This window comes from Paraburkholderia sabiae (assembly GCF_030412785.1).
In the GTDB taxonomy this organism is placed as follows: domain Bacteria; phylum Pseudomonadota; class Gammaproteobacteria; order Burkholderiales; family Burkholderiaceae; genus Paraburkholderia; species Paraburkholderia sabiae.
Genome location: NZ_CP125295.1, coordinates 3,028,892 through 3,049,746 on the forward strand (window position 1 = coordinate 3,028,892; position 20,855 = coordinate 3,049,746).

The following is a 20,855-nucleotide window of genomic DNA, read 5'->3' on the forward strand; positions in this document are numbered from 1 at the left end:
TGCGTTCAATGCGAGTGCCGCGGATTGCCGCGTTCGGCGATCACTTTCAGATAGAGCGTCGCGGGTTCGAGACAGCCGCCCGTCGACAGCTGGCCGACGGTCTGACGATACAGCTCCTGCCACGGCGTTTGCGCGCGCGGAATCTCGAACGTCATGGTTTCGCGGCGACGTTCGAGTTCGTCTTCGTCGACGAGCAGTTGCACACTGCGCGCGTTCAGATCGACACGAATGCGGTCGTTCGTGCGCAACAGCGCGAGGCCGCCGCCCACAGCCGCTTCCGGCGACATGTTCAGAATGGACGGACTCGCCGATGTGCCGCTCTGTCGTCCGTCGCCCATGCACGGCAGCGACGTAATGCCTTGACGCACGAGTTCCGCGGGCGGCGCCATGTTGACCACTTCCGCGCTGCCCGGATAACCGACCGTGCCCGCGCCGCGAATCACGAGCATGCAGTGCTCGTCGATCTTCAACGCCGGATCGTTGATGCGCGCGTGATAATCCTCGGGACCGTCGAACACGATCGCGCGCGTTTCGAAGGTGTTCTCCTTGCCCGGCTCGCTCAGATAAGTTTTCCGGAACGCATCGCCGACCACCGACATCTTCATGATCGCGCTGTCGAAGAAGTTGCCCGACAGCACGATAAAGCCCGCGCCATGCTTGAGCGGTTCGTTCGCTGTGCGGATCACGTCGCGATCGCCGGTCGCGGAACGTGCAGCGATATCGCCGATCGTTTCGCCCGATACGGTCAAGCACGAAGCGTGGATGAGCCCCGCCTGCTGCAGTTCGTGCATCACGGCCGGCACGCCACCCGCGCGATGAAAACTCTCGCCAAGATACTCGCCCGCCGGCATGCAATTGACGAGCAACGGCACCTGTTCGCCGACACGCTGCCAGTCGGCGAGACTCAACTCCACGCCGATATGCCGCGCAATCGCGATCAGATGCGGCGGACAGTTGCTCGACGCACCCAGCGCCGACGCGACGACGATCGCATTTTCGAACGCTTCTTTCGTCATGATGCGCGACGGCTTCACATCTTCGCGAACCATATCGACGATGCGCTTGCCCGTCGCGTACGCCATCTGTCCGCGCTCGCGATACGCCGCGGGAATGCTCGCGCAGCCGGGCAGCGACATGCCGAGCGCTTCCGCGAGACTGTTCATCGACAGCGCTGTGCCCATCGTGTTGCAGTGGCCGATGGAAGGCGACGAAGCCGTCGTCAGTTCCATGAAGCCTTCGTAGTCGATCTCGCCCGCCGCGAGCAGATTGCGCGCGTGCCAGATCACGGTGCCGGAGCCAACGCGCTTGCCGTGATACCAGCCGTCGAGCATCGGGCCGCCTGAGAGCACGATGGCGGGCATATCGACGGTCGCGGCCGCCATCAGGCACGCAGGCGTGGTCTTGTCGCAGCCGGTGGTGAGCACCACGCCGTCGAGCGGAAACCCATGCAGGATTTCAACGAGGCCGAGATACGCGAGATTGCGGTCGAGCGCCGCCGTCGGGCGTCGGCTCTGTTCCGCGAGGGGATGCACGGGGAACTCCATCGGAATGCCGCCCGCGTCGCGGATGCCCGCCTTCGTGCGTTCCGCGAGTTCGATGTGATGGCGATTGCAGGGCGCGAGATCGCTGCCCGTCTGCGCAATGCCGATGATCGGCCGGCCCGATTGCAGCTCTTCGCGCGTGAGGCCGTAGTTCATGAAGCGCTCGACATACAGCGCCGTCATGTCCGCGTGCGAGGGATCGTCGAACCATTCCTGGCTGCGCAGACGCCGCGCCGGCGCTTGCGTGCTGTCCGTCATCTCGTGTCTCCGGTGTTGGTTTTGTACCTGGTTTTGTGCGGTCGCGCTGCTCATCAATGTACGCGCAAAACACACGCGACGCAGCCGACGTTATCGGTAACATCGGATCATGTTAGCACGCATGCGGCGTCACATGAAACGCGAGCAGGCGGGACGTCAGGCGCTTTCGCGCGCGATCACCGTGTAGTCGATTTTCACGCTCTTGCGCGCCGACGACGCATGACGCGGTGCACCGTTCGCGCCGTCGCTCTCGGCGAGCGCGGCCAGCAGCGTTTCGCCCGTGCGCGCGCCGATGCCGTATGCATCGACGGAAATCGTCGTGATGGTCGGCGTGCAGCAGGCCGCCACTTCGAAATTGCCGAAGCCGGCGATAGCGATATCTCCCGGCACGGAAAGGCCGCGCCGGTGGCATTGCATGATCGCGCCGAATGCGGACATGTCGCTCACGCACAGCACGGCGTCGGTGTCGGGCCATTGCTGCAACAGCGCATCGAGCGCGGGCGCGCCGTGGCTCATCGTGATGGGCGAGTCGCCCAGACGCACGACGCGTTCGCTCATGCCGCGCGCCTTTACTTCCTGCAGATAGCCCTTGAGCCGTTCGAGCCCGCGTTTATCGAGCTCGCTCGCACCGCCGATAAAACCGATGCGTCGATAGCCGCGTTCGGCCAGATAACGCACCATCTCGCGCGCCGCTTTCGCGTTCGAAAAACCGACGGCCGCATCGATCGGCGAAGCAGGCAGATCCCACATCTCGACGACGGGAACGCCCGCGCGAACCAGCAATTCGCGCGTCGCGGGCGTGTGCTGCGCGCCCGTCAACGCGATGCAGCGCGGCTGATGACGCAGCATCGAACGCACGAGCCGTTCTTCGCGTTCGAGGTCGTAATCGGTATCGCCGATCAGCAATTGCAGGCCATGCGGTTCGAGTGCGGCCGTGAGACCGCGTACGGTATCGGAGAAATTGGAACTGGCCAGCGACGGCACGAGCACGGCGGCGAACGCCGAGCGTCCCGACGACAGCGCGCCCGCTGCGGCGTCGGCCACATAGCCGAGTTCGTCGATCGCATGCTGCACGCGCTCACGCGTGGCGGGCGCAACGCCGCGCCCCGCGAGCACGCGCGACACGGTCATCTTCGATACGCCCGCGAGCGCCGCGACGTCGGTCATGCGCGGCGGCCCCGCGAGCGGACTGCGCGCTTCGGAGGCGCGCTTTGCAGTGCGTGGAGTGCTCGACATGCTGATCGGATCGGTCGCGTTCGTGGACAGGCGCCTATGATACCGGCAGCGCCACTGCGCTCTGCCCATCTGCGATCAATCCGTCACGCGCATCGCACTGCGTTTTTCGATCAGTCCCGGCACCGACACGCGCATCGCGAACACGCCGCCCGATTGCGGATACTGTTCGATCTCTTCGGCAGGACGCCCTTGCCGCGCCGTCGTCACATAGAGCGTGCGCAGATCGTCGCCGCCGAATGCGCACATCGTCGGACAGCGCGCGGGCAGCGGATGCGTTTCGACCACTTCGCCTTCGGGCGAGATCCGCACGATGCGCCCGCCTTCGTACAGCGCCGCCCAATAGAACCCTTCGCTATCCACCGACGCGCCATCGGGACGTCCGCGATCCGTCGGCGTCGGCTCGAACTTCACCCACTCTTCGCGCGGCCCGACCTCACCGCTCTCGACGTCGTACGAATGACGATAAATCGTGAAGCGCGGTGTATCCGAGTGATAACACCAGCGGTAATCGGGGCTGAACGCCATGCCGTTCGACGTCAGCAGGCCCGCGTCGACTTTCGTCAGCGAGCCGTTGCCGTAGCAATAGAGCGATGCCGCGTTACCGGCCTTCGGCTCGTCGAGCGTGCCGAGCCAGAAGCGGCCATGCGCGTCGCAACGGCCATCGTTGAAGCGGCTCGTCGCCGGGTTTTCCGGGTTGGCGCACAGCTTGCGCACGACCTGCCCTTTCGCATCGAGCAGAAAGATGCCCGTTCGCATGCCGGCGATAAAACCGTCGTCCTCGGTCAGCGAGAAGCAGCCGATGTTCTCGGGCATCGGCAGCACGGTGTCCTGCCCCGTCTTCGGATCGAAGCTGTGCAGCGCGGGCGCCTGAATATCGACCCACCACAGCTTCGAGCGGCGCTCGTCCCAGCGCGGGCACTCGCCGAGCGCCGCGGCGGCGGGCAACACACACTCCAATGTCTGCATGATGACTGTCCTCTGTGCTGGCTGCGGGAAGAGGCGCGGGGCGCGCCCTGAAAACCGCCCTGAAAACAGTAGCAGACATTCGCGAGGGTTTCGAGTTCGCGCGATGCACGCTCCCTTACGCCGACGCGATCACGCGCACAGCAGTTTCAGCACCTGCTCCAGCTTGTCTGCGAGAACGGCGCGCTGCGTCCCTTCAGCGCCTTCGGATGTCGACTGCTCAACCGTCACTGCGCCGTCGTGCACCGCTTTCGACAGCATGCCAAGCAGCTGCTTACGCGTGCGGCTGCCGTCGATATAGGGCAGCAGATACTGTGCCGCTGCGTCGAGTTGCACGGGCTGATGCCACGGATTCACCGTATGCGCGAGCTGGCCCTCGGGCAGTTGCGCCGGATACGCGCGCAGGGCCGCATGCAGGTTCGGATTGCCCGCACGGCGCGTGACGGGATCGACCCGGAAACGGCCGAATCCACGCACGACCAGCGCGTTGATGAACAGATCGAGGCGGGCGTCGAACACGGTTTCGTCGGGCGTCATCGCGGCGCTCAGGAGCGCCTGCACATCGCGCTTCAATGCATCGAAGCTCATCGTGAACGGCCACGCATCGTCGAGCACGACAGCCGCCGCTTTCGCGACGGCATCGTTGAATACGATCGTGCTGCCGTTGTCCGCGGTGAACGGCTGCGGCGAATCGTCGAGATGAACGTCGCCGCTCGCGCACGTCAGCGATGCCGCAACCTGCAACGCGCGCAAACGCTCATGCCCGACCTGATACGCGATGCCGTCCGCGCGCGCCGTGTGCACGAGCAGCGACGTCCGGAACGAGCGGTCGCTGACGAAGTCGAGGTACTGTTCGATCGCCACCTGACTGTGGCCGCATTCTTCCATCAGCAATCGGCCGATGTCGTCGCCGTAGTTGAACGCGAACATCGAAGGCAGATTCGCATCGCCGAGGTACGCGAGTCCGTTTTCACCCGCCGCGTTCACGAAGTCCTGCAGATAGCACGGCGCGTTGGTGGGCGCCAGATAATCGTGCGCGACATAGGCGGACATGCCCGTGTCGCCGTTGCCGATCAGCGCATGATCCCGTTCGACTGCACGCGCGAGCACGCTGTCCTTGCTCGCATGCTGGCGCAGAAAGTCGATCATGCCGCGGCCATACGCGAGACGCTCGCGCCCGCCTTTCAGTTCTCGCGCGCGCAGCAGCATCGCGTCGCGCACGATCTCGCGCGATTTCCATCCCGGATACGTCTTGTACCCGATATACGCAATCCCATCCGCCGACAGATTCTCGCGGCACACGCGCAGAATGGCCTGCTGGACGTCGGGCGGCACCCAGCTATACACGCCGTGACAGACGATGTAGTCGAACTTGCCGTCGACTTCGCCGAGCGTCATCAGATCCTGCTGCCGCAACTCGATATTGTTCAGCTTCAAACGCTTCACGCGCTTGCGCCCTTCCTGCACCTGCACGCCGGACAGATCAATGCCGATCGCGCGCGCATCCGGATTGCGCACGGCGAACGGAATCAGGTTGCCGCCCGCCGCGCAACCGAGTTCGAGCACGCGCGCCTTGCGCGTATCGGGCGCGGTCAGGCCGAACACGTGCGCGACGGCAGCCAGGTGTTCGGGCGCGGACTGCTCGTACGGAAACGAGTAGTAGGGATAGTCGTCGTAGTTCTGCTGGATCTCGTTCGTTTGCTTGTTGGCGTCCATTGTGCGTGACCGTGAATGTTCAGGGTTGCGGGAACGGGCAATGTAGTGGCGGCGCCGCGCAAAACTGTCGTTTTGTGTGAATGATGCGGCGTGATGCCAGCGGCACGGTCGTGGTGCGCCGCCGCACATCGCGAGTGCAGCCTTGGGCCGGACGGAAGCCGCCGAAGGCGTTTTCGCCGGGCTAACGGCACTGGCCTCGTTCTTGCATTATGTGTCGCGCCGTCAAAGGCGCCGGCATCGGATGACAACGGAACACAGCGGCAACACACACAGCGGTCAGGACAACGGCGTCCCCTTCGTGCATGCACGGACGGGACGCCGTTTGCATTGGCATCACGCGATGGAGAAAAGGATGAACACGGGCAAAGTCACACTCGTCAGCGCAGGGCCTGGCGACCTCGATCTGCTGACCTTCCGGGCGGCGAAAGCCATCGCGGCGGGCGACGTGCTGCTGATCGACGATCTCGTGAACGACGACATCGCGACGCTGAAGGCCGCGCATGCGCGCGTCGTCAGGGTCGGCAAGCGCGGCGGCTGCAAGTCGACGCCGCAAGCGTTCATCCAGCGCCTGATGCGCCGCTATGCGCTGCAAGGCAAGCACGTCGTGCGGATCAAGGGCGGCGATGCGCTGCTATTCGGCCGCGCGGGCGAAGAAATCGCGGATCTGCGGCACGCGGGCATCGAGGTCGAGATCGTCAACGGGATTTCGTCGGGATTTGCAGCGGCGGCGGGACTCGGCGTATCGCTCACGCATCGCGATCATTGCCAGGGCGTGATCTTCGTGACGGCGCATCTGCGCGACGGCACCGAGCCCGACTGGGCGACGCTCGCGGCCACGGGCATGACGCTCGCGATCTATATGGGCGCGAGCCGCATCGACAGCATCAGCGAGACATTGTGCAAAACGCTCGCAGCCGATACGCCCGCCGCCGTCGTGCAATGGGCGGGCACTTCGCGCGAGAGAAAGGTGTGCGCGACGCTCGGCGAGATCGCGGCGTGCGCGGCGGAGCAAGGCATCGCCAGCCCGGCCGTGATCCTGATCGGCGGGGCGATCGGCGAGGCGATGGTGGAACTGTCCACGAGCAGCGAACCGGCGATGCGCAGGCTGAGCGCCTGATTCGCCTACATTCCGCCCGGACGGCCGCACATGATCTTCACGATATCGGCCTGAGTCAGCATACCGACCACGCGTCCGCCCTCTTCCACCACGGGCAGATGATGATGGCCGTTCTTCGTGAAGAGCGGGATGACGTCCGTCAGCGGCGTCAGCACGTCGACGTACTTCACGTGGCCCGACATCACGGTAGTAACGGGCCATTCGCGCCGTTCGCTTTCGGGCGCGGTCGTGTCGGAAGCAAGCCTGAGAAAGGGCAGCACTTCGTCGAGCGGCTGCAGATCGACATGAGTGACGACGCCCTGAAGTCGCCCTTGCGCATCGACGACGGGCAGCAGCTTGATATGGTGAGCGTCGAGCGTTTTCAGCGCGCCGCCGATGGTTTCGTCGACGGACACGGTGACGGGCGGCTTGCGCATCACGTCCGCGCAGGTCAGCCGCAACAGCTCGTGCATATACGCCTGCCGATGCAGTTCGCCGAGCAGCGCCCGCCGTTCGTCCTGCGGCGCGCGGTGTTCGCCGTCGTCTTTTCCACCATCGCCGTTGCTGTGGCCGTGATCTGGGCCGACTTGATGCGGCTGGGCTCCGAAACACCAGTTCAATACCGACGAAATCGACATGTTGCGCCTCCGCGGCGTTCGACCATGCATGAAACCATCATTCCTGCGAGGCGCGCCACGTTGCGTCGTGGGCTTACATCGCTTTCCGTTACTTTACATCATAACGTGAGCTATTTGCTCGCGACAGGCCGTCGCGGGGGCGAACGGGTAAAAGCGCCTGACATGCGATAATCGAACGTTACGTCGCGCCGCGACCGCTCCTTGCTCCAGCCCTTGAAATCGCTTCTCGCCCCGCTCGACCAGATCGCGGATTTCGATGAAATCGTCGACGTCCGCACACCGCTCGAATTCGCCGAAGACCATATTCCCGGCGCAATCAACGCGCCCGTGCTGTCCAACGAAGAACGCGTGATCATCGGCACGATGTACAAGCAGGTGTCGCCGTTCGAGGCGACCCGGCTAGGCGCGGCGATGGTGTCGCGCAACATCGCCGCGCACCTCGAAACGACCTTTGCGGACCGTCCGCGCAACTGGCGCCCGCTCATTTATTGCTGGCGCGGCGGCAAGCGGTCGGGGTCGATGACGACGTGGTTCAATCTGATCGGCTGGCGCGCGCGGCAACTGGACGGCGGCTACAAGACGTATCGCCGCAACGTGATCGAACTACTCGACACGCTGCCTCGGCAGTTCCGTTACATCGTGCTCGCGGGACACACCGGCAGCGGCAAGACGCGGCTGCTGAACGCGCTGGCTGGCGCGCACGCGCAGACTCTCGATCTCGAAGCGCTCGCCGCGCATCGCGGCTCGATTCTCGGCATGCTTCCGAATGAGGCGCAACCCACGCAAAAAGCGTTCGATACCGCACTCGTCGGCGCACTGCGCGGTTTCGACACGGAGCAACCGGTGTTCGTCGAAGCGGAAAGCCGACGGATCGGGTCGATTGCGCTGCCCGCGTCGTTGACGGAACAGATCCATCGCGGCACGTGCATCAGGGTCGAAACGGAACGCGACGAGCGCATCCGGCTGCTGCTGCAGGACTATGCGCATCTGTTCGACAATCGCACGCTCTTCAAGTCGCAGCTCGCGCGGCTCGTCGAATTGCACGGACACGCGCGTATCGAGGAATGGCAGAAGATGATCGACGCCGATCGCCGCGTCGAACTGTTCGAGCAGTTGATCGATCTGCACTACGACCCTGCCTACGCGCGCAGCACGGGCAAGAACTTCGCGAAGCTGCCCGAATCGACGCGTTTCACGCTTCGGCCCACGGACACCGATCTTCACGAACAGGCCTGCGCGCTTCTGGCGCGGCTGCGCTGACGCAATTTCAGTTGTTCGACGCGCCGCGCGTCACCAATGCTCGGCTGTCGGCCAGGGCAAGCGTTGCAGCGACCAGTCGAGTTCCGCGCCGACCACGCAGCGCCCGGCATCCGACTGCAGCGCCACCGTCACGGCGATACACGGCCTGCCGCTCGCCAGCGACAGATACGGGCTGCTCGTAATCGGCACGCCCGGCTTCAACACCGCATTGCGGAAATACGGCCGATGATCCCAGCGCGCGTCGCGCGGATTCGCGACGGGATGCAGCGATCCGCCGTCGATCGCCGACGCCTTGCCCGGCAATTCAAGCCCGATCTGCCGGCCCGTATCGTCGAGTGCAAAGCAGCTGATGCACAGTTCCAGTTGCGCCAGATCGTAGAACGCGTCGTTGAGCGGCGTGCCCTTGAGCCACGCGTCGACGCCCGTATCGAGCGCCTGCCGGTATGGCTGCACTTCCGATTCGAACAGCGCATGTTGATGCGCGCGCCCTTCCGCGATCACATCGAACGCGTGATCGATGCGCCGGTGCACGGCGTCGGGCGGTGTGATCGACGGCGACGGACGGCCCAGCAAAAATCCCTGCGCAAAGTCGACGTTCGATTCGACGGCGAGAATCAGCTGTTCCGTCGTCTCGACACCTTCCACCACGACGAGCATGCCCGCCTGATGCAGCAGCGACACGAGCTTCGGCAGAATGGGCTGGTCCGCGCCGGGACTTTTCGCTCGGATCAGTTCGCCGTCCAGCTTCACCAGATCGGGCCGGATGCGCAGCAGACGGTCGAGATTCGAGTGCCCGGCGCCGAAGTCGTCGACGGCAATCAGAAAGCCGTGATCGCGATACTGGCCCGCTGCGCGCGACAGATCGTCGACGCTGCCGCCGTGCGATTCCAGCAGTTCGAGCACCACGCGGCCACAGGGAATGCCCGCCGAGCGGGCGATCTGCGCGAGCTGATTGGGATAGCCGTCGGCGACGAACGTCGACGGCAGAATGTTGAGGAACACCCAGGCGTCGTCGGGAATCAGGCGGCGCGCGTTGCCGAGATGCAGCGCGTGGCTCACGCGGTCGAGTTCTCCTTGATCGCTGAACGGCTTCGGCGAAAACAGCACGGCGGGCGGCACCTGCGCGCCATCCTCGCGCTCGCCGCGCAACAGCGCCTCGAAGCCAACCTGCTTCTGATGCGAAAGGCTATAAAGCGGCTGGAAATGCGAAGTGAGCCAGAAATCGTCCCATTGCTGACGGATCGGTTCCGCCGCTGCGCCGTCCGCGGGATCGTGCGTCCACGTGAGCCGCACGGGATCGACGAGCTTTGCGCGTTCCGCGCACACGCGGTTGCGCCCCGAATATTTGGCGCGCAGGAGCGCTTCGTCCGCACGGTCGAGCAGCGCCATCACGCTTTCGCCAGGCCGGTATTCCGCGACGCCGAAGCTCGCGCTCAACTGTCCATCGGGACGCGCAATGCGCCCGATCGCCGCGCGCAGCGTTTCCGCGAGCTGCGCAGCGGGCCGCAGCGCCGCGTCGTGCAGCAGCGCGAATTCCTCGCCGCCGATGCGGCTCACGATGTCGCCCGCCGACGTCAATTCCTTCAGCGCGCGCGCCACGTCCGAGAGCGCCTGATCGCCGACGGCATGCCCGAACTGGTCGTTGAGCGACTTGAAATAGTCGATGTCGAGAAAGATCGCGCTGACCTTCGCGCCATCGTCCAGCGACGACAGCCGCAGCGCCGCCTGCTCGAGAAACGCGCGGCGGTTTTGCAGGCCCGTCAATGGATCGGTAGCAGCAAGGCGCGCCAACCGGTCTTCGAGCAAAAAGTGATTGCGCCGGAACCAGTAAAAGCCGAAGTGGAATACGGCCGCCGTCGGCACCGCGATCAGCACCCACATCCAGCACACGACGCTCACGTCGCCATGCGGATGCGGCAGGCTCAACAGGAACGGCGTGCCCGCCGCATAGAAGAGCGCGGTGCCGATGCAGAAGTGCGCGGGCGTCAGCCAAAGCGGCGCCGCGCAGACGGAAATCACGACGATCGCGGGCAGCGCCCATAACAGCGGCTCGTCGAGTCCCGCGACGTTCAGCGCGAGCCCCGCCAGCAGCACGAGCGTGTACGCGACGCCGATGCTGCCGAAGACGGAGATACTCCGTGTCCGCGGGATCGCAGCGACGAGCAGCGCGAGCACGAGCGCGCACGCGAGCCGCCACACGAGCGGCACAGCCGGTCCTGCGACCAGGCTGCGTGCGCCCACGAAAATGATGAAGGCGACGACGGTAAACGCCATCGTCACGGTAGAAAGGGGCCGCTGATGTTCCAGCGAACGTCGGTGAAACCGGCTTCGAAATCCGGCGTCGGACGTCTGTTCCGTCGGGGAGAAAAGCATTGTCTACTCAGGCCAGTTCCGATCACTCTGCCGTTGTATAACGGCAGTAAAGGCCTGAGGTTAATACTTCAGATCAATTCGCACCCACAGAGAGTCAATTCGAGAGCCAATTCGGATGCATCGATTCATTTGACATTTGACGCTTTGCGCCCGATGGCATTGCATCCGATGCGAATTGCGTTGCGGATGCAACCATCTATTCCCTTTATGTGGGACATATAGCGTCAATGTTTGCGTTTCATAGCGGCGGCCGCTGCAATTCGAGCCAGCGCTGCGCCGACGGCCTCTGCCATTGACGCCGCGCGTAATCGGCCAGATGCGAGGGCACATCGTCGCCGTGCAACGCGAGCCGGTTGAGCATCAACGCAAGATCCACGTCCGCGATGCACCATTCGTCGAAGAGATGCGGCGCGCCCTGTGCGATCCATGCGTCGCAGGCCGCGAAGAGTTTGCCGGCAGCACTTCGCGCCGACGCAGACAGCGCGCCGCCACGCGCGCCGAAGAACACCACTTCCGTCGAACGCTCGCTGCGAACCGGCATCAGGTCGCTGCGCAGCCAGGCCTGAATCTGGCGAGCGCGGGCGCGCTGTTGCCGATCCTTCGGATAAAGCGCAGTGCCTTCGAACGCTTCGTCGATGTACTCCGTGATCGCCGACGACTCCGACAGTGTAAAGCCGTCATGAACCAGCGCGGGCACACGTTGCGTGATCGAAGTCGCCGCGTAGTCGCGCTCGTTGTTCGCATGCTGGTTGAGATCGACAGTGCGCATGTCGAATGTCAAATGCTTTTCGTGCAGCGCGACGAATACCGACATCGCATACGGACTCGCAAATTGCGTATCGACGTAGAGAAGCAAAGCGTTGGTTGACGGCATGGGTTCCTTGCACGCGAAGTTTATCGAACGCCCTTCCCTTCACAACACGAGTTCGAGAAAGCGCGTTCCCGGCACGGGATTCGCATAGTACGGCGCGGTTTCGGTAAAGCCCATCCGCTCGTAAAGCTTTTGCGCGAATGCCGTTTGAGGTACCGAATCTAACACGAGCTTTGCAAAGCCCAACGACTTCGCCTTGTCGATCACGCGCGTCATGATCTTCTCGCCAAGTGCAAGTCCGCGATACGCGGGCCGCACATAAACGCGTTTGACTTCAGCGACGTCATCCGAATGACGCAGCAGGCCGCCGCAGCCCGCCACTTCGCCGTTCACTTCGGCGATGAAGAACATGCCGGAAGGCAACGTGTAGGTCTGCTCGAACGATTGCATTTCCTCTTCGAAGCCGCGATACGACAGGTCCATGTCGAGCCAGCGCACGTACTCGCGAACGATCGCGACGAGAGCCTCCGTATCGCCGGGAAACGCCGCCTCGCGGATTTGAGGCACAACCTGAGGCCTGAGTGGAGTGAGTGAAGTGGTCAATGAAGTGGTCATATCGTCCTCGCATCGGATACCGGTTCAACCGTATGGCATGCAGCGTAGCGGGCGCGCATGCGGTGCGTCTTGAACGTTTGTGCAAGGCTCGCGGCAGCGCCATATCTTCCATATCCTGACGCACGGCAACTTCTCGTAAGCAACCGGCTTTATCGGCCGTTGCTCGCGCGAATGCGCGCGCACGCGCCACCTATGCTTGCAGGTCGAGACTATCTGCATCGAGGGGCCAATGCGCTTTACCACCGTTTCCATCCTGCTGGCGGCCGTGCTGTGCCTGCAGGGATGCGCGACATCGCTTCAGACATTCATGCTCGGCGGGCTGGTCGGCGCGGCTGCCGGCATCAGCGCCGTCACGTGCGTCGTCGTGTGTCACTAGCGAGGCGCGATCCATGAAGCTCAACCGAACCACCCTCGCCGCGCTCGGCCTGCTCGCGATGTCGAATGCGCACGCCACCAGCTTCAATTGCGCGATCGCGCATTCGACGGCCGAGACGCTGATCTGCCATGACGCCGGTCTCTCCAGAGCCGACGACGAACTCGGCAAGCTGTTCAAACTCGCGCAGAAACAGGCGGCCGACCGCCGCGCGTATCGACGCGACAGCGACAGCAAATGGGCGTGGCGCGAAGAGAATTGCAAGGACATTGCGTGCCTCGCCGACTGGTACTCGACGCGTATCGACGAAATCCGCGCGCAGTTGCACAAGCCCGCGCCGGACGACGAACAACGCGCGCGTCCCGTCGATGCCGATCTTGCCGCCGTGAGCAAACCCGTCGAGAAACTCGTCGACAAGCCCGCCGACAAACCCAAAACACTCGACACGCAAACGTTCGCCCGCGACGTCCAGCAATGCACGGCGACGACGCACGACCTCGTGCCGCCCGTGCAATGCAGCAACGTGATCGGCAAGCGCGCCGATTGGCGCACGCGCGAACCTGCGTCGGATAGCTGGTTTTGCGGCGTCGCGATGATTGCGCCGCCTTCACCGGACGGCAGCGCTGCGCAATAAACAGCGACGCGATAGAAATAGAAAAAGCTCGAACGCCAAAACGTTCGAGCTTTTTTGTTGCCCCTGAAAAACAGGATCAGAACTGCAGCGTCGCGCTCGCCACGGCCGTGCGCGTCGCGCCCGGCAGCGCGTAATAGCCGTATGCGGACGTCCAGTAACGACGGTTGAAGAGATTGTTGATGCCCGCGCGGAACGTCACGTCCTTACCCGCGATGCGCGTCTCATACTTGCCGCTCACGTCGTACAGCGTATAGGCGGGCGTGAACTGCGTATTCGCTGCATCGACGGCCATATTGCCGACGTACTTGCCGCCGAACGCGAGCGTCAGCTGGCGCATATACGACGGGTTGTATTCGATGCGGCCCGTCGCGGTGAAACGCGGTGTCGCATAGACGCGCTTGCCTTCGATCGTCGTATCGTCGACATCGACGGCCTTTGCATTAAGCCACATCACGCCGCCAAGGAAACGCCAGTCGTTCGCGAGCTGCACCCAGCCGCTTGCATCGACACCCGTGTAGCGCTTCTTGCCGCTCTGCACGTAGACGTTCTGCGAATTCGTGTACTCGTAGCCCTGATCGACACGGAACACCGCGAGATTGGCGCCCCACTTCTGATGGTCCGTCTTGAAGCCGACTTCATACTGCTTGCTCTTGAGCGGCCCGAACGTCTCGCCGTAGTTCACGTTCGTGTTGCCCGCCGCGCCGCCCTGCTGCAGCGATTCGACATAGCTCGCGTACACGGTCGAATACGGATCGGTCTTGTACATCACGGCAACGGTCGGCGTGACGGGGCTCGCGCTGTAACCCGCGCTGACCGTGTAATCCGTGTTGTACGAAGTCTCCCGGAACTGCGTGTAGCGCAGGCCGAGCAGCACCGACAGACGCGACGTGATGTCGACGGTATCGCTCGCGTACAGTGCGGCTTGCGTCGTGTACGACTGGCGATACATGTTTTCGCCGATATGCACTTCATCGTTCGTCAGCAGCGTGCTGCTGTACAGATTGCCGATGCCGAGGCTGTAGCCGTCGTTCCAGCCCGTGCTGTTGTCGTACACGCTCGTCTGCGTCTGATAGCCCGCGCCCAGCACGACGTCATGCTTGACGCTGCCCGTGTTGAACTTGCCTTCCACCATCGCGTCGACGTTCGAATAGAAGTAGCGCGTCAGTGCGGCATACAGCGTGTTCGAGTAGTCGCCCGCGTTGTCGTAGACGTACAGCAGGCTGTCCGAGTTGTAGCGGTTTTCTTTCGCGAAGCGGTACTTCAGGCTTGCGTGCCAGTTGTCGTTGATCCGGTAATCGAGGCCCGTGCCGAACGACGCCATCTCCGTTTCGTAGTAGTTCTGCGGCTGCGTGAGATTGCGGCTGATCGAGCTCGCATCCGGAATGCCGACGCCCGAGCCGAAGTACATCGCGAACAACGTGCCCGTCGTTTTGCGCTTCTGATAGAACGCATCCATGCTCCACGTGAGATCCGGCGTGATGCGGAAGTCCAGCGCCACCGACGCGACCTGACGGCGCAGATGTCCGTTCGCTTCGGCCGTATTGCCCTCTTCGTTCACGAGATTGAAGCGATAGCCGAAACGGTCGTCGTTACCGAAGCGACCGCCCACGTCGAGCTTCTCGCTGAACACGCCCGCCGACTGATAACCGACCGACACGCTGCGATACGGCGTATCCGTCGGACGCTTGACCACATAGTTGACGATGCCGCCCGGCGAGCCGAAGCCGTACATGAAGCCCGACAGCCCTTTGAGCAACTGAACCTGCTCGAACGGTTCGAGGGGAAGATCCGTGTCCCACGACGGAAAACTCTGACCGTCGACCTTCACGCCGTTGAGCATGTCGATCTGCAGGCCCCGCACGCTGAACACGGAGTTCTCGGCCGTCGCGTTGTCGCCGACCACGGTCACGGCGGGGTCGTACTTGAAGAGATCGTTGGCCGTGTTGGCCATCAGGTCCTTCGCGTCCTCACTCGTCTTCACGTTGGTCGAGAACGGCGTGTCGACCTGCGCGCGCGTGCCCAATGCGCCAGCGCTGATGGTTTCGTTGTCGGTCGACAGATCGCGTTTGGCAGCCACTTTCACGGACGGCAGCGTCTTGTCCTGCTGCTGGGTCTGCGTTGTCGATGTCGTCGTGGCGGAATCGGCAGACGTGGTTTGCGCCCAGGCCGTCGTCGTCACCGACGACAGCACGACGCCCGCGCTGACGAGAAGCGCCGCGCCGAGCGGCAGGCGCGTCGCGCCCGGCAGGCGGGCGGCGCGGCGGACTGAAACACGCGCGCCGGCGGCGCGCCCCGTGAAAGGCGTGTGGTCTGTCATGTCGTCGTGTTTTGTGGACTCGCCCAAATCAGGCGCAGTCAACTGGATGGAAAGCGCGTCAGCTTATTAAGAGTTATTCTCATTTGCAATAAGCGAGCGAGATTGCTGCTTTCCGAATCTTTCCGCGCGGAACCGCGACGCGTGACAGCGCGCGAAAAGCGGCGACGGTAGACTGGCCGCTTCGTCCGATTTTGTTCGATCCGGTCGTCCCGTTCGTCCCGTTCGTCCCGTTCGATTCCAGGAGCACGCACTTGAACACGCCCCAAACGCCCGACACGTCCGTCGTCTATCTCTTCTCGTACGGCACGCTGCAGGATCGCAACGTGCAGATTTCCAGCTTCGGCCGCGAACTCGTGGGCCGTGCGGACGCGCTGCCCGGCTATGCACAGACACTGCTCGCGATCGCCGATCCGAAAGTCGTCGAGATCAGCGGCAAGACGCATCATCCCGTGGTGCGGCCGAGCGGCAATCCCGCCGACGAAGTCGCAGGCACCGTCTTCGAGATCACCGCGCAGGAACTCGCTGCCGCCGACGAATACGAAGTCGACGACTACAAGCGCGTGCTCGTCACGCTGAAGTCGGGCCTCGAAGCATGGGTGTACATCGCCGCGTGATGTACGCGAGGGCACGCGGACGCACGCGCCCGGTTTGCTTACCGGGCCTTACGAGCCCTCAAGTTGTGCACGCCAGCAGACGTTAGCGCCATCAGTGCAACTGGAATTCGCAACTGAAGGAGGCGTGCAATGGTGAGCAGTGTCGGATATGGGACGGCGACTACGCCGTCGACGCATCGCGCTTCCGTGTCCGGCGACGCATCGGCTGAAGCCGCGCAAAATGCGGCAGGTAGCGCGCTCGGCAGCGTGCAGAAGGAAGCGAAGCAGGACGCAGCGGCCAAAGCCGCTCAGCCGGGCGTCACGGTCAGCATTTCGCCCGCAGGCGCGGCAGCGGCGTCCCGTGTACAGCGAGCGGACGGCGTGGATAGCGCGAATAGCGTCGAGCCGAAGAGCAACACGTCCGCGAACGCATCGCTGGCCGCCGATGATGCGGACATGGACGCCGACACAGATACGGATACCGACGCCGACACGGCGGACATCGACGTAACCGACAACGCCGACGACACAACGCCATCCGACGTCTCGCCGATGAAAGCGTTCGCGTATGGCGCGCTGGGACTGGAACGGCCCGACCAGCCGAAGGACGACCGCAACAGCTTCTACTCGGCGGGCAAGTGGCTCGCGGCAGGGCTGACGATCGGCGGGATCATTTCGCTGCTCGTGTGATGCGAGCAGCGGTCTTTAGCGCAAACGTTTAGCGCTTGACAGGCTGTGCGGGGTGCTTGTCGAGCGCTTCGATATCTTCGTCGAGGCTCTTGCGAATCGTGTCGATTGCCTGATCGACATTAGCGGGCTTCAGCTGATTGCGCGCCAGCGCGACATACACGTAATGCCGGAGCGCGGGATCGTGCGTTTTCGACAGCACGTCGTGATAGACCGCGTTCATCTCCGCATCGCGCCCGCTCATGTCATAGAGACGTTGCAGGTGTTCGAGATCGTTGACGGCCGCGAAGCCCGGACCATGCGGCGGCGGACCATCGTGCGCGGGACCGTCGTGCGGCGGCGGAAGATCGGACGACGGCGGCACTTGCGCCTGAGCAGCAAAGGACAACGCGACGAGCGCGGCGAGAAGGGAAATTCGTTTCAGCGAGATCATGGCGGTCGGCAGATATTGCGCTGCCGTTGCAGTAATGAAGATGCCGAAACGATAGCAACGCGTCCCACACGATGGGAGAGCCGTTGCGCGGCGCTCGCTTACGCACGCTTTCACGTATCACATGCGTGCTGGATCGATATCGCGTGGCAACGCGCGCCGTGGTCCGTGTGATCGATGAATACGCCCACGATGACCCGCTAATACCAGACAGAAAAAGAAAGGCGGTGAAAGGCGAACCGCCTTTTACCGCCACTGTCGCCGCCAGTGTCATCACATCGCGATACGCTTACAGCACGCCGAGCACTGCCTTCGGTTCGAGAAACGCTTCGATCCCGTACGTGCCGTACTCGCGCCCGATGCCCGACTGCTTGAATCCGCCGAACGGCGCGGCCGGCTCATGCGCCAGCGTGTTGACGAGCACGCGCCCCGCCTCGATGCGCGACGCCACTTCATGCGCGCGCGTTATGTCCTGCGAGAGCACGTAAGCTTGCAAGCCGTAGTTCGTATCGTTGGCAATCGCGATCGCTTCTTCGACGTCGCCGTACCCGATGATCGACAGCACCGGGCCGAAGATTTCTTCGCGCGCGATCGTCATATCGTTGGTCACGTCGCTGAAGACGGTCGGCTTGATGAACCAGCCCGCGTCGAGACCATCGGGACGTCCTTCGCCACCCGCAATCAGACGTGCGCCTTCGTCGATGCCGATGCGGATATAGCGCTGCACGCGCTCCCACTGCTTCTGGCTGACCATCGGACCGACCGTCGTGAGCGGATCGCGCGGATCACCCGATTGCACGCGCGCCACTTCGTTTCGCACGAGCGCTTCGAACTCGGAAAGACGCTCGCGCGGCACCAGAATGCGCGTGCCCGCGATGCACGCCTGGCCGCTGTTCATGAAGCCCGCCTGAATCGCGAGCGGCACGGCCTGTGCGAAGTCGGCATCGTCGAGCACGACGACGGGCGACTTGCCGCCCAGCTCCAGCGTCACGCGCTTGAGCGTATCGGCGCCCGTTCGCAGAATCGTCTTGCCGACAGCCGTCGAACCCGTGAACGAAATCTTCGCGACATCCGGATGCGAACTGATCTGCGCACCGACGGAATCGCCGCGCCCCGTCACGATGTTGAACACGCCGGGCGGCAAATCTGCCTCGTGCAGCGCCTGCGTGACGATCCGCGTCTGCAGCGCGCTCATCTCGCTCGGCTTGATGACGGTCGTGCAGCCCGCCGCCAGCGCCGCCGCGAGCTTGCCGCAGATGAAGCCCGCGTTGCTGTTCCAGGGCGTGATCAATCCCGCGACGCCGAGCGGCTGCATCACCACTTCGGCCGTGCCCGCCTGGCGCCTGAATTCGTAGTGCTCCAGCACCTTGGCCGCTTCGCTGAGCACGTTGCTCGCGTGCTGCGCCATCCAGCGTCCGCGCGACACGGGCGCGCCGTATTCCTCGACGATCGCCTCGTACAGCTCGTCCTCTTTCGCGACGACGGCAGCATGCATGCGCCTGAGCATGTCGATGCGCGCGCGTTTGCTGGTACGCGAAAACGCCGGAAACGCGCGCTTCGCGGCAGCAATCGCGTCGCGTGCGTCTTTCGCGTCGGCGAGGCGCACGCGGCCGATCACGCGTTCCGTCGCGGGATTGAAGAGGTCGAACCACTCTTCGCCATGCGGCGTGACGAACGCGCCGTCAATATAGATTGTGTCGATTGTGTGCATCTGCATACCTCGTAACGTGCTTCCAGTGACGTAAAGATAGCGGCGCACGATTGAATCGACTAGTCGTACAATCGGACATGACCTATTGAGCAAAACAGGACAATGAAAACGACGGGCATGGCGGAACTGGAAGCGGTACTGGCGGTTGCGCGTCATCGCAGCTTTCGCGCCGCCGCCAACGAACTGAGCGTGTCGACTTCCGCGTTGAGTCACGCCGTGGCGGCGCTCGAAGCGCGCATCGGCGTGCGTCTGTTCAACCGGACGACGCGCAGCGTGTCACTGTCGGAGGCGGGCGCGCAATTCGTCGACAGCGTGGCGCCCGCGCTGTCGAGCATCCGCGTCGCGCTCGAACAGGCGGGCAGCTTTCGCGACACGCCGAGCGGCACACTGCGCATCAACACGTCGGTGGGCGCGGCGCATCAGGCGATGCCCGTGTTCATCGCGTTTCTGGAGCGCTATCCGGAGATGAAACTCGATATCGTCACGGAAGGCCGGCTGATCGATATCGTCGTCGAGGGCTTCGATGCGGGCATCCGTCTCGCGGAAACGGTGCCCCAGGACATGATCGCCGTGCCGTTCGGCGACCGGCAGCGTTTCGCGGTGGTGGGGAGCCCCGCGTATTTCGCGCAGCACGCGCCGCCGCGCACGCCTCACGATCTCAACCAGCATCGCTGCATCCGCACGCGCATGCCGAGCGGCTCGATCTGGCAGTGGGAATTCGAGCGGCACGGCGAAACGGTGCGGATCGACGGCAAGGGCGCGATGACGCTCGACGAAGCCGGCCTGATGCTCGACGCCGCGCGCGCCGGCGTCGGCCTGACGTATCTGAGCGAATGGACCGTCGCCGCCGATCTCGAAGCGGGCACACTGGTCCGCGTGCTGGAAGACTGGACGCCGCCGCTCGACGGCTTATGTCTGTACTATCCGGGCCGCCGGCACGCGCCGGCTGGCTTGCGCGCGCTGGTTGCGATGATCCGCGAATGGGCGGATACGCAGCGGGCTGATGCTGCGGCGAAACGCAAGCCGTCGCCGAAAACCGCTACACGTCGCAAGAAAAAATAAACTCGTCGGGCGTTGTCGATTCAGGCCGCGCTCGAACGTCGTCATCATGAAGGCGCGATTTCGCGCAGGTTCGACAACCCGACCAGGAGACAAACGATGCGAGTCATGGTGATCGTAAAAGCAACCGCCGATTCCGAAGCGTACAAAATGCCCAGCACCGAACTGCTGGCGGCGATGGGCCAGTTCAACGAAGAACTCGTGAAGGCGGGCATCATGCAGGCGGGCGAAGGCCTGCATCCGAGTTCGCGCGGCAAGCGCGTGCGCTTTTCGGGCGCGAACCGCACGGTGATCGACGGGCCGTTCGCAGAGACCAAGGAACTGATCGCCGGATTCTGGCTGTGGCAGGTGAAGTCGATGGAAGAAGCCGTCGAATGGGTGCGGCGTTGTCCGAATCCGATGGAAGGCGAATCGGAAATCGAAATTCGTCAGGTATTCGAAGCCGAGGATTTCGGCGATGAATTCACGCCCGAGTTGCGCGAGCAGGAAGACCGGCTGCGCGCGGAGATCGAGCGGCAGGCGCACAAGACGACCTGATCGCAAC

Annotated in this window: 19 protein-coding genes; 8 read left to right on the plus strand and 11 right to left on the minus strand. The window is 63.6% G+C overall.

Annotated elements, in window-relative coordinates; translation table 11 throughout:
- Positions 1 to 5: 5 nt before the first annotated feature.
- The 4 genes from QEN71_RS13580 to QEN71_RS13595 form a co-directional block, all read right to left on the minus strand.
- A complete protein-coding gene (locus QEN71_RS13580; protein ID WP_201651535.1) occupies positions 6 to 1,799 on the minus strand; it encodes an IlvD/Edd family dehydratase in 1,794 nt (597 codons plus the stop codon).
- A gap of 156 nt (positions 1,800 to 1,955) precedes the next feature.
- Positions 1,956 to 2,966, minus strand: a complete 1,011-nt coding sequence (locus QEN71_RS13585; protein WP_201651722.1) for a LacI family DNA-binding transcriptional regulator — start codon at positions 2,964 to 2,966, stop codon at positions 1,956 to 1,958.
- Between the two features lie 144 nt (positions 2,967 to 3,110).
- Positions 3,111 to 4,001, minus strand: a complete 891-nt coding sequence (locus tag QEN71_RS13590; RefSeq protein WP_201651536.1) for an SMP-30/gluconolactonase/LRE family protein — start codon at positions 3,999 to 4,001, stop codon at positions 3,111 to 3,113.
- Positions 4,002 to 4,130: 129 nt separating this feature from the next.
- The gene (locus tag QEN71_RS13595) at positions 4,131 to 5,714 is read right to left on the minus strand and encodes a methyltransferase regulatory domain-containing protein (protein ID WP_201651537.1); all 1,584 of its coding nucleotides are present in this window, start codon (positions 5,712 to 5,714) and stop codon (positions 4,131 to 4,133) included.
- A gap of 352 nt (positions 5,715 to 6,066) precedes the next feature.
- On the opposite strand from QEN71_RS13595, the gene cobA reads away from it, so the two are divergent.
- Positions 6,067 to 6,831: a uroporphyrinogen-III C-methyltransferase gene (gene cobA, locus QEN71_RS13600; protein ID WP_201651538.1), complete on the plus strand. Its 765-nt coding sequence runs from the start codon at positions 6,067 to 6,069 to the stop codon at positions 6,829 to 6,831.
- Positions 6,832 to 6,836: 5 nt separating this feature from the next.
- Here the strand turns inward: cobA and QEN71_RS13605 are convergent, their stop codons facing one another.
- A complete protein-coding gene (locus QEN71_RS13605; RefSeq protein WP_201651539.1) occupies positions 6,837 to 7,448 on the minus strand; it encodes a CBS domain-containing protein in 612 nt (203 codons plus the stop codon).
- A gap of 213 nt (positions 7,449 to 7,661) precedes the next feature.
- Between QEN71_RS13605 and mnmH the strand changes: the two genes are divergently transcribed.
- Positions 7,662 to 8,708 carry a tRNA 2-selenouridine(34) synthase MnmH gene (gene mnmH, locus QEN71_RS13610; protein ID WP_201651540.1) on the plus strand — a complete coding sequence of 349 codons (1,047 nt, stop codon included), beginning with the start codon at positions 7,662 to 7,664 and terminating at the stop codon, positions 8,706 to 8,708.
- 30 nt (positions 8,709 to 8,738) lie between these two features.
- Here mnmH and QEN71_RS13615 read toward each other — a convergent pair whose 3' ends face one another.
- From QEN71_RS13615 to QEN71_RS13625, 3 genes are all read right to left on the minus strand, one after another.
- Entirely contained in the window at positions 8,739 to 11,081 is a 2,343-nt protein-coding gene (locus QEN71_RS13615) for a bifunctional diguanylate cyclase/phosphodiesterase (RefSeq protein ID WP_201651541.1), read from the minus strand.
- Between the two features lie 238 nt (positions 11,082 to 11,319).
- Positions 11,320 to 11,955 carry a glutathione transferase gene (gene yfcF / locus QEN71_RS13620; RefSeq protein ID WP_201651542.1) on the minus strand — a complete coding sequence of 212 codons (636 nt, stop codon included), beginning with the start codon at positions 11,953 to 11,955 and terminating at the stop codon, positions 11,320 to 11,322.
- A gap of 39 nt (positions 11,956 to 11,994) precedes the next feature.
- Complete coding sequence (locus QEN71_RS13625; protein ID WP_201651543.1) at positions 11,995 to 12,507, minus strand: GNAT family N-acetyltransferase; 513 nt, start codon at positions 12,505 to 12,507, stop codon at positions 11,995 to 11,997.
- A gap of 229 nt (positions 12,508 to 12,736) precedes the next feature.
- Between QEN71_RS13625 and QEN71_RS13630 the strand changes: the two genes are divergently transcribed.
- A complete protein-coding gene (locus QEN71_RS13630; protein WP_167528684.1) occupies positions 12,737 to 12,883 on the plus strand; it encodes a hypothetical protein in 147 nt (48 codons plus the stop codon).
- Positions 12,884 to 12,896: 13 nt separating this feature from the next.
- Positions 12,897 to 13,514 (plus strand): lysozyme inhibitor LprI family protein, encoded by a 618-nt coding sequence (locus QEN71_RS13635; protein WP_201651544.1) that lies wholly within the window; start codon positions 12,897 to 12,899, stop codon positions 13,512 to 13,514.
- Positions 13,515 to 13,590: 76 nt separating this feature from the next.
- Here the strand turns inward: QEN71_RS13635 and QEN71_RS13640 are convergent, their stop codons facing one another.
- Positions 13,591 to 15,831, minus strand: a complete 2,241-nt coding sequence (locus tag QEN71_RS13640; protein ID WP_201651545.1) for a TonB-dependent siderophore receptor — start codon at positions 15,829 to 15,831, stop codon at positions 13,591 to 13,593.
- Positions 15,832 to 16,082: 251 nt separating this feature from the next.
- Here QEN71_RS13640 and QEN71_RS13645 point away from each other — a divergent pair, with 251 nt between their 5' ends.
- Complete coding sequence (locus QEN71_RS13645; protein WP_201651546.1) at positions 16,083 to 16,445, plus strand: gamma-glutamylcyclotransferase family protein; 363 nt, start codon at positions 16,083 to 16,085, stop codon at positions 16,443 to 16,445.
- A gap of 129 nt (positions 16,446 to 16,574) precedes the next feature.
- Positions 16,575 to 17,114 carry a hypothetical protein gene (locus tag QEN71_RS13650; protein WP_201651547.1) on the plus strand — a complete coding sequence of 180 codons (540 nt, stop codon included), beginning with the start codon at positions 16,575 to 16,577 and terminating at the stop codon, positions 17,112 to 17,114.
- A 28-nt stretch (positions 17,115 to 17,142) separates the two neighbouring features.
- On the opposite strand, the gene QEN71_RS13655 is transcribed toward QEN71_RS13650, so the two are convergent.
- Together QEN71_RS13655 and QEN71_RS13660 are read right to left on the minus strand one after the other, a co-directional pair.
- Positions 17,143 to 17,544 (minus strand): hypothetical protein, encoded by a 402-nt coding sequence (locus QEN71_RS13655; RefSeq protein WP_233471864.1) that lies wholly within the window; start codon positions 17,542 to 17,544, stop codon positions 17,143 to 17,145.
- A 286-nt stretch (positions 17,545 to 17,830) separates the two neighbouring features.
- Positions 17,831 to 19,252, minus strand: coding sequence for an aldehyde dehydrogenase family protein (locus QEN71_RS13660; protein WP_201651549.1), 1,422 nt, complete (start codon positions 19,250 to 19,252; stop codon positions 17,831 to 17,833).
- Positions 19,253 to 19,354: 102 nt separating this feature from the next.
- Here QEN71_RS13660 and QEN71_RS13665 point away from each other — a divergent pair, with 102 nt between their 5' ends.
- Both QEN71_RS13665 and QEN71_RS13670 read left to right on the plus strand, forming a co-directional pair.
- Complete coding sequence (locus tag QEN71_RS13665) at positions 19,355 to 20,314, plus strand: LysR family transcriptional regulator (RefSeq protein ID WP_201651550.1); 960 nt, start codon at positions 19,355 to 19,357, stop codon at positions 20,312 to 20,314.
- A 96-nt stretch (positions 20,315 to 20,410) separates the two neighbouring features.
- On the plus strand, positions 20,411 to 20,848 hold the full coding sequence (locus QEN71_RS13670; protein WP_201651551.1) for a YciI family protein: 438 nt from the start codon (positions 20,411 to 20,413) through the stop codon (positions 20,846 to 20,848).
- Positions 20,849 to 20,855: the final 7 nt, after the last annotated feature.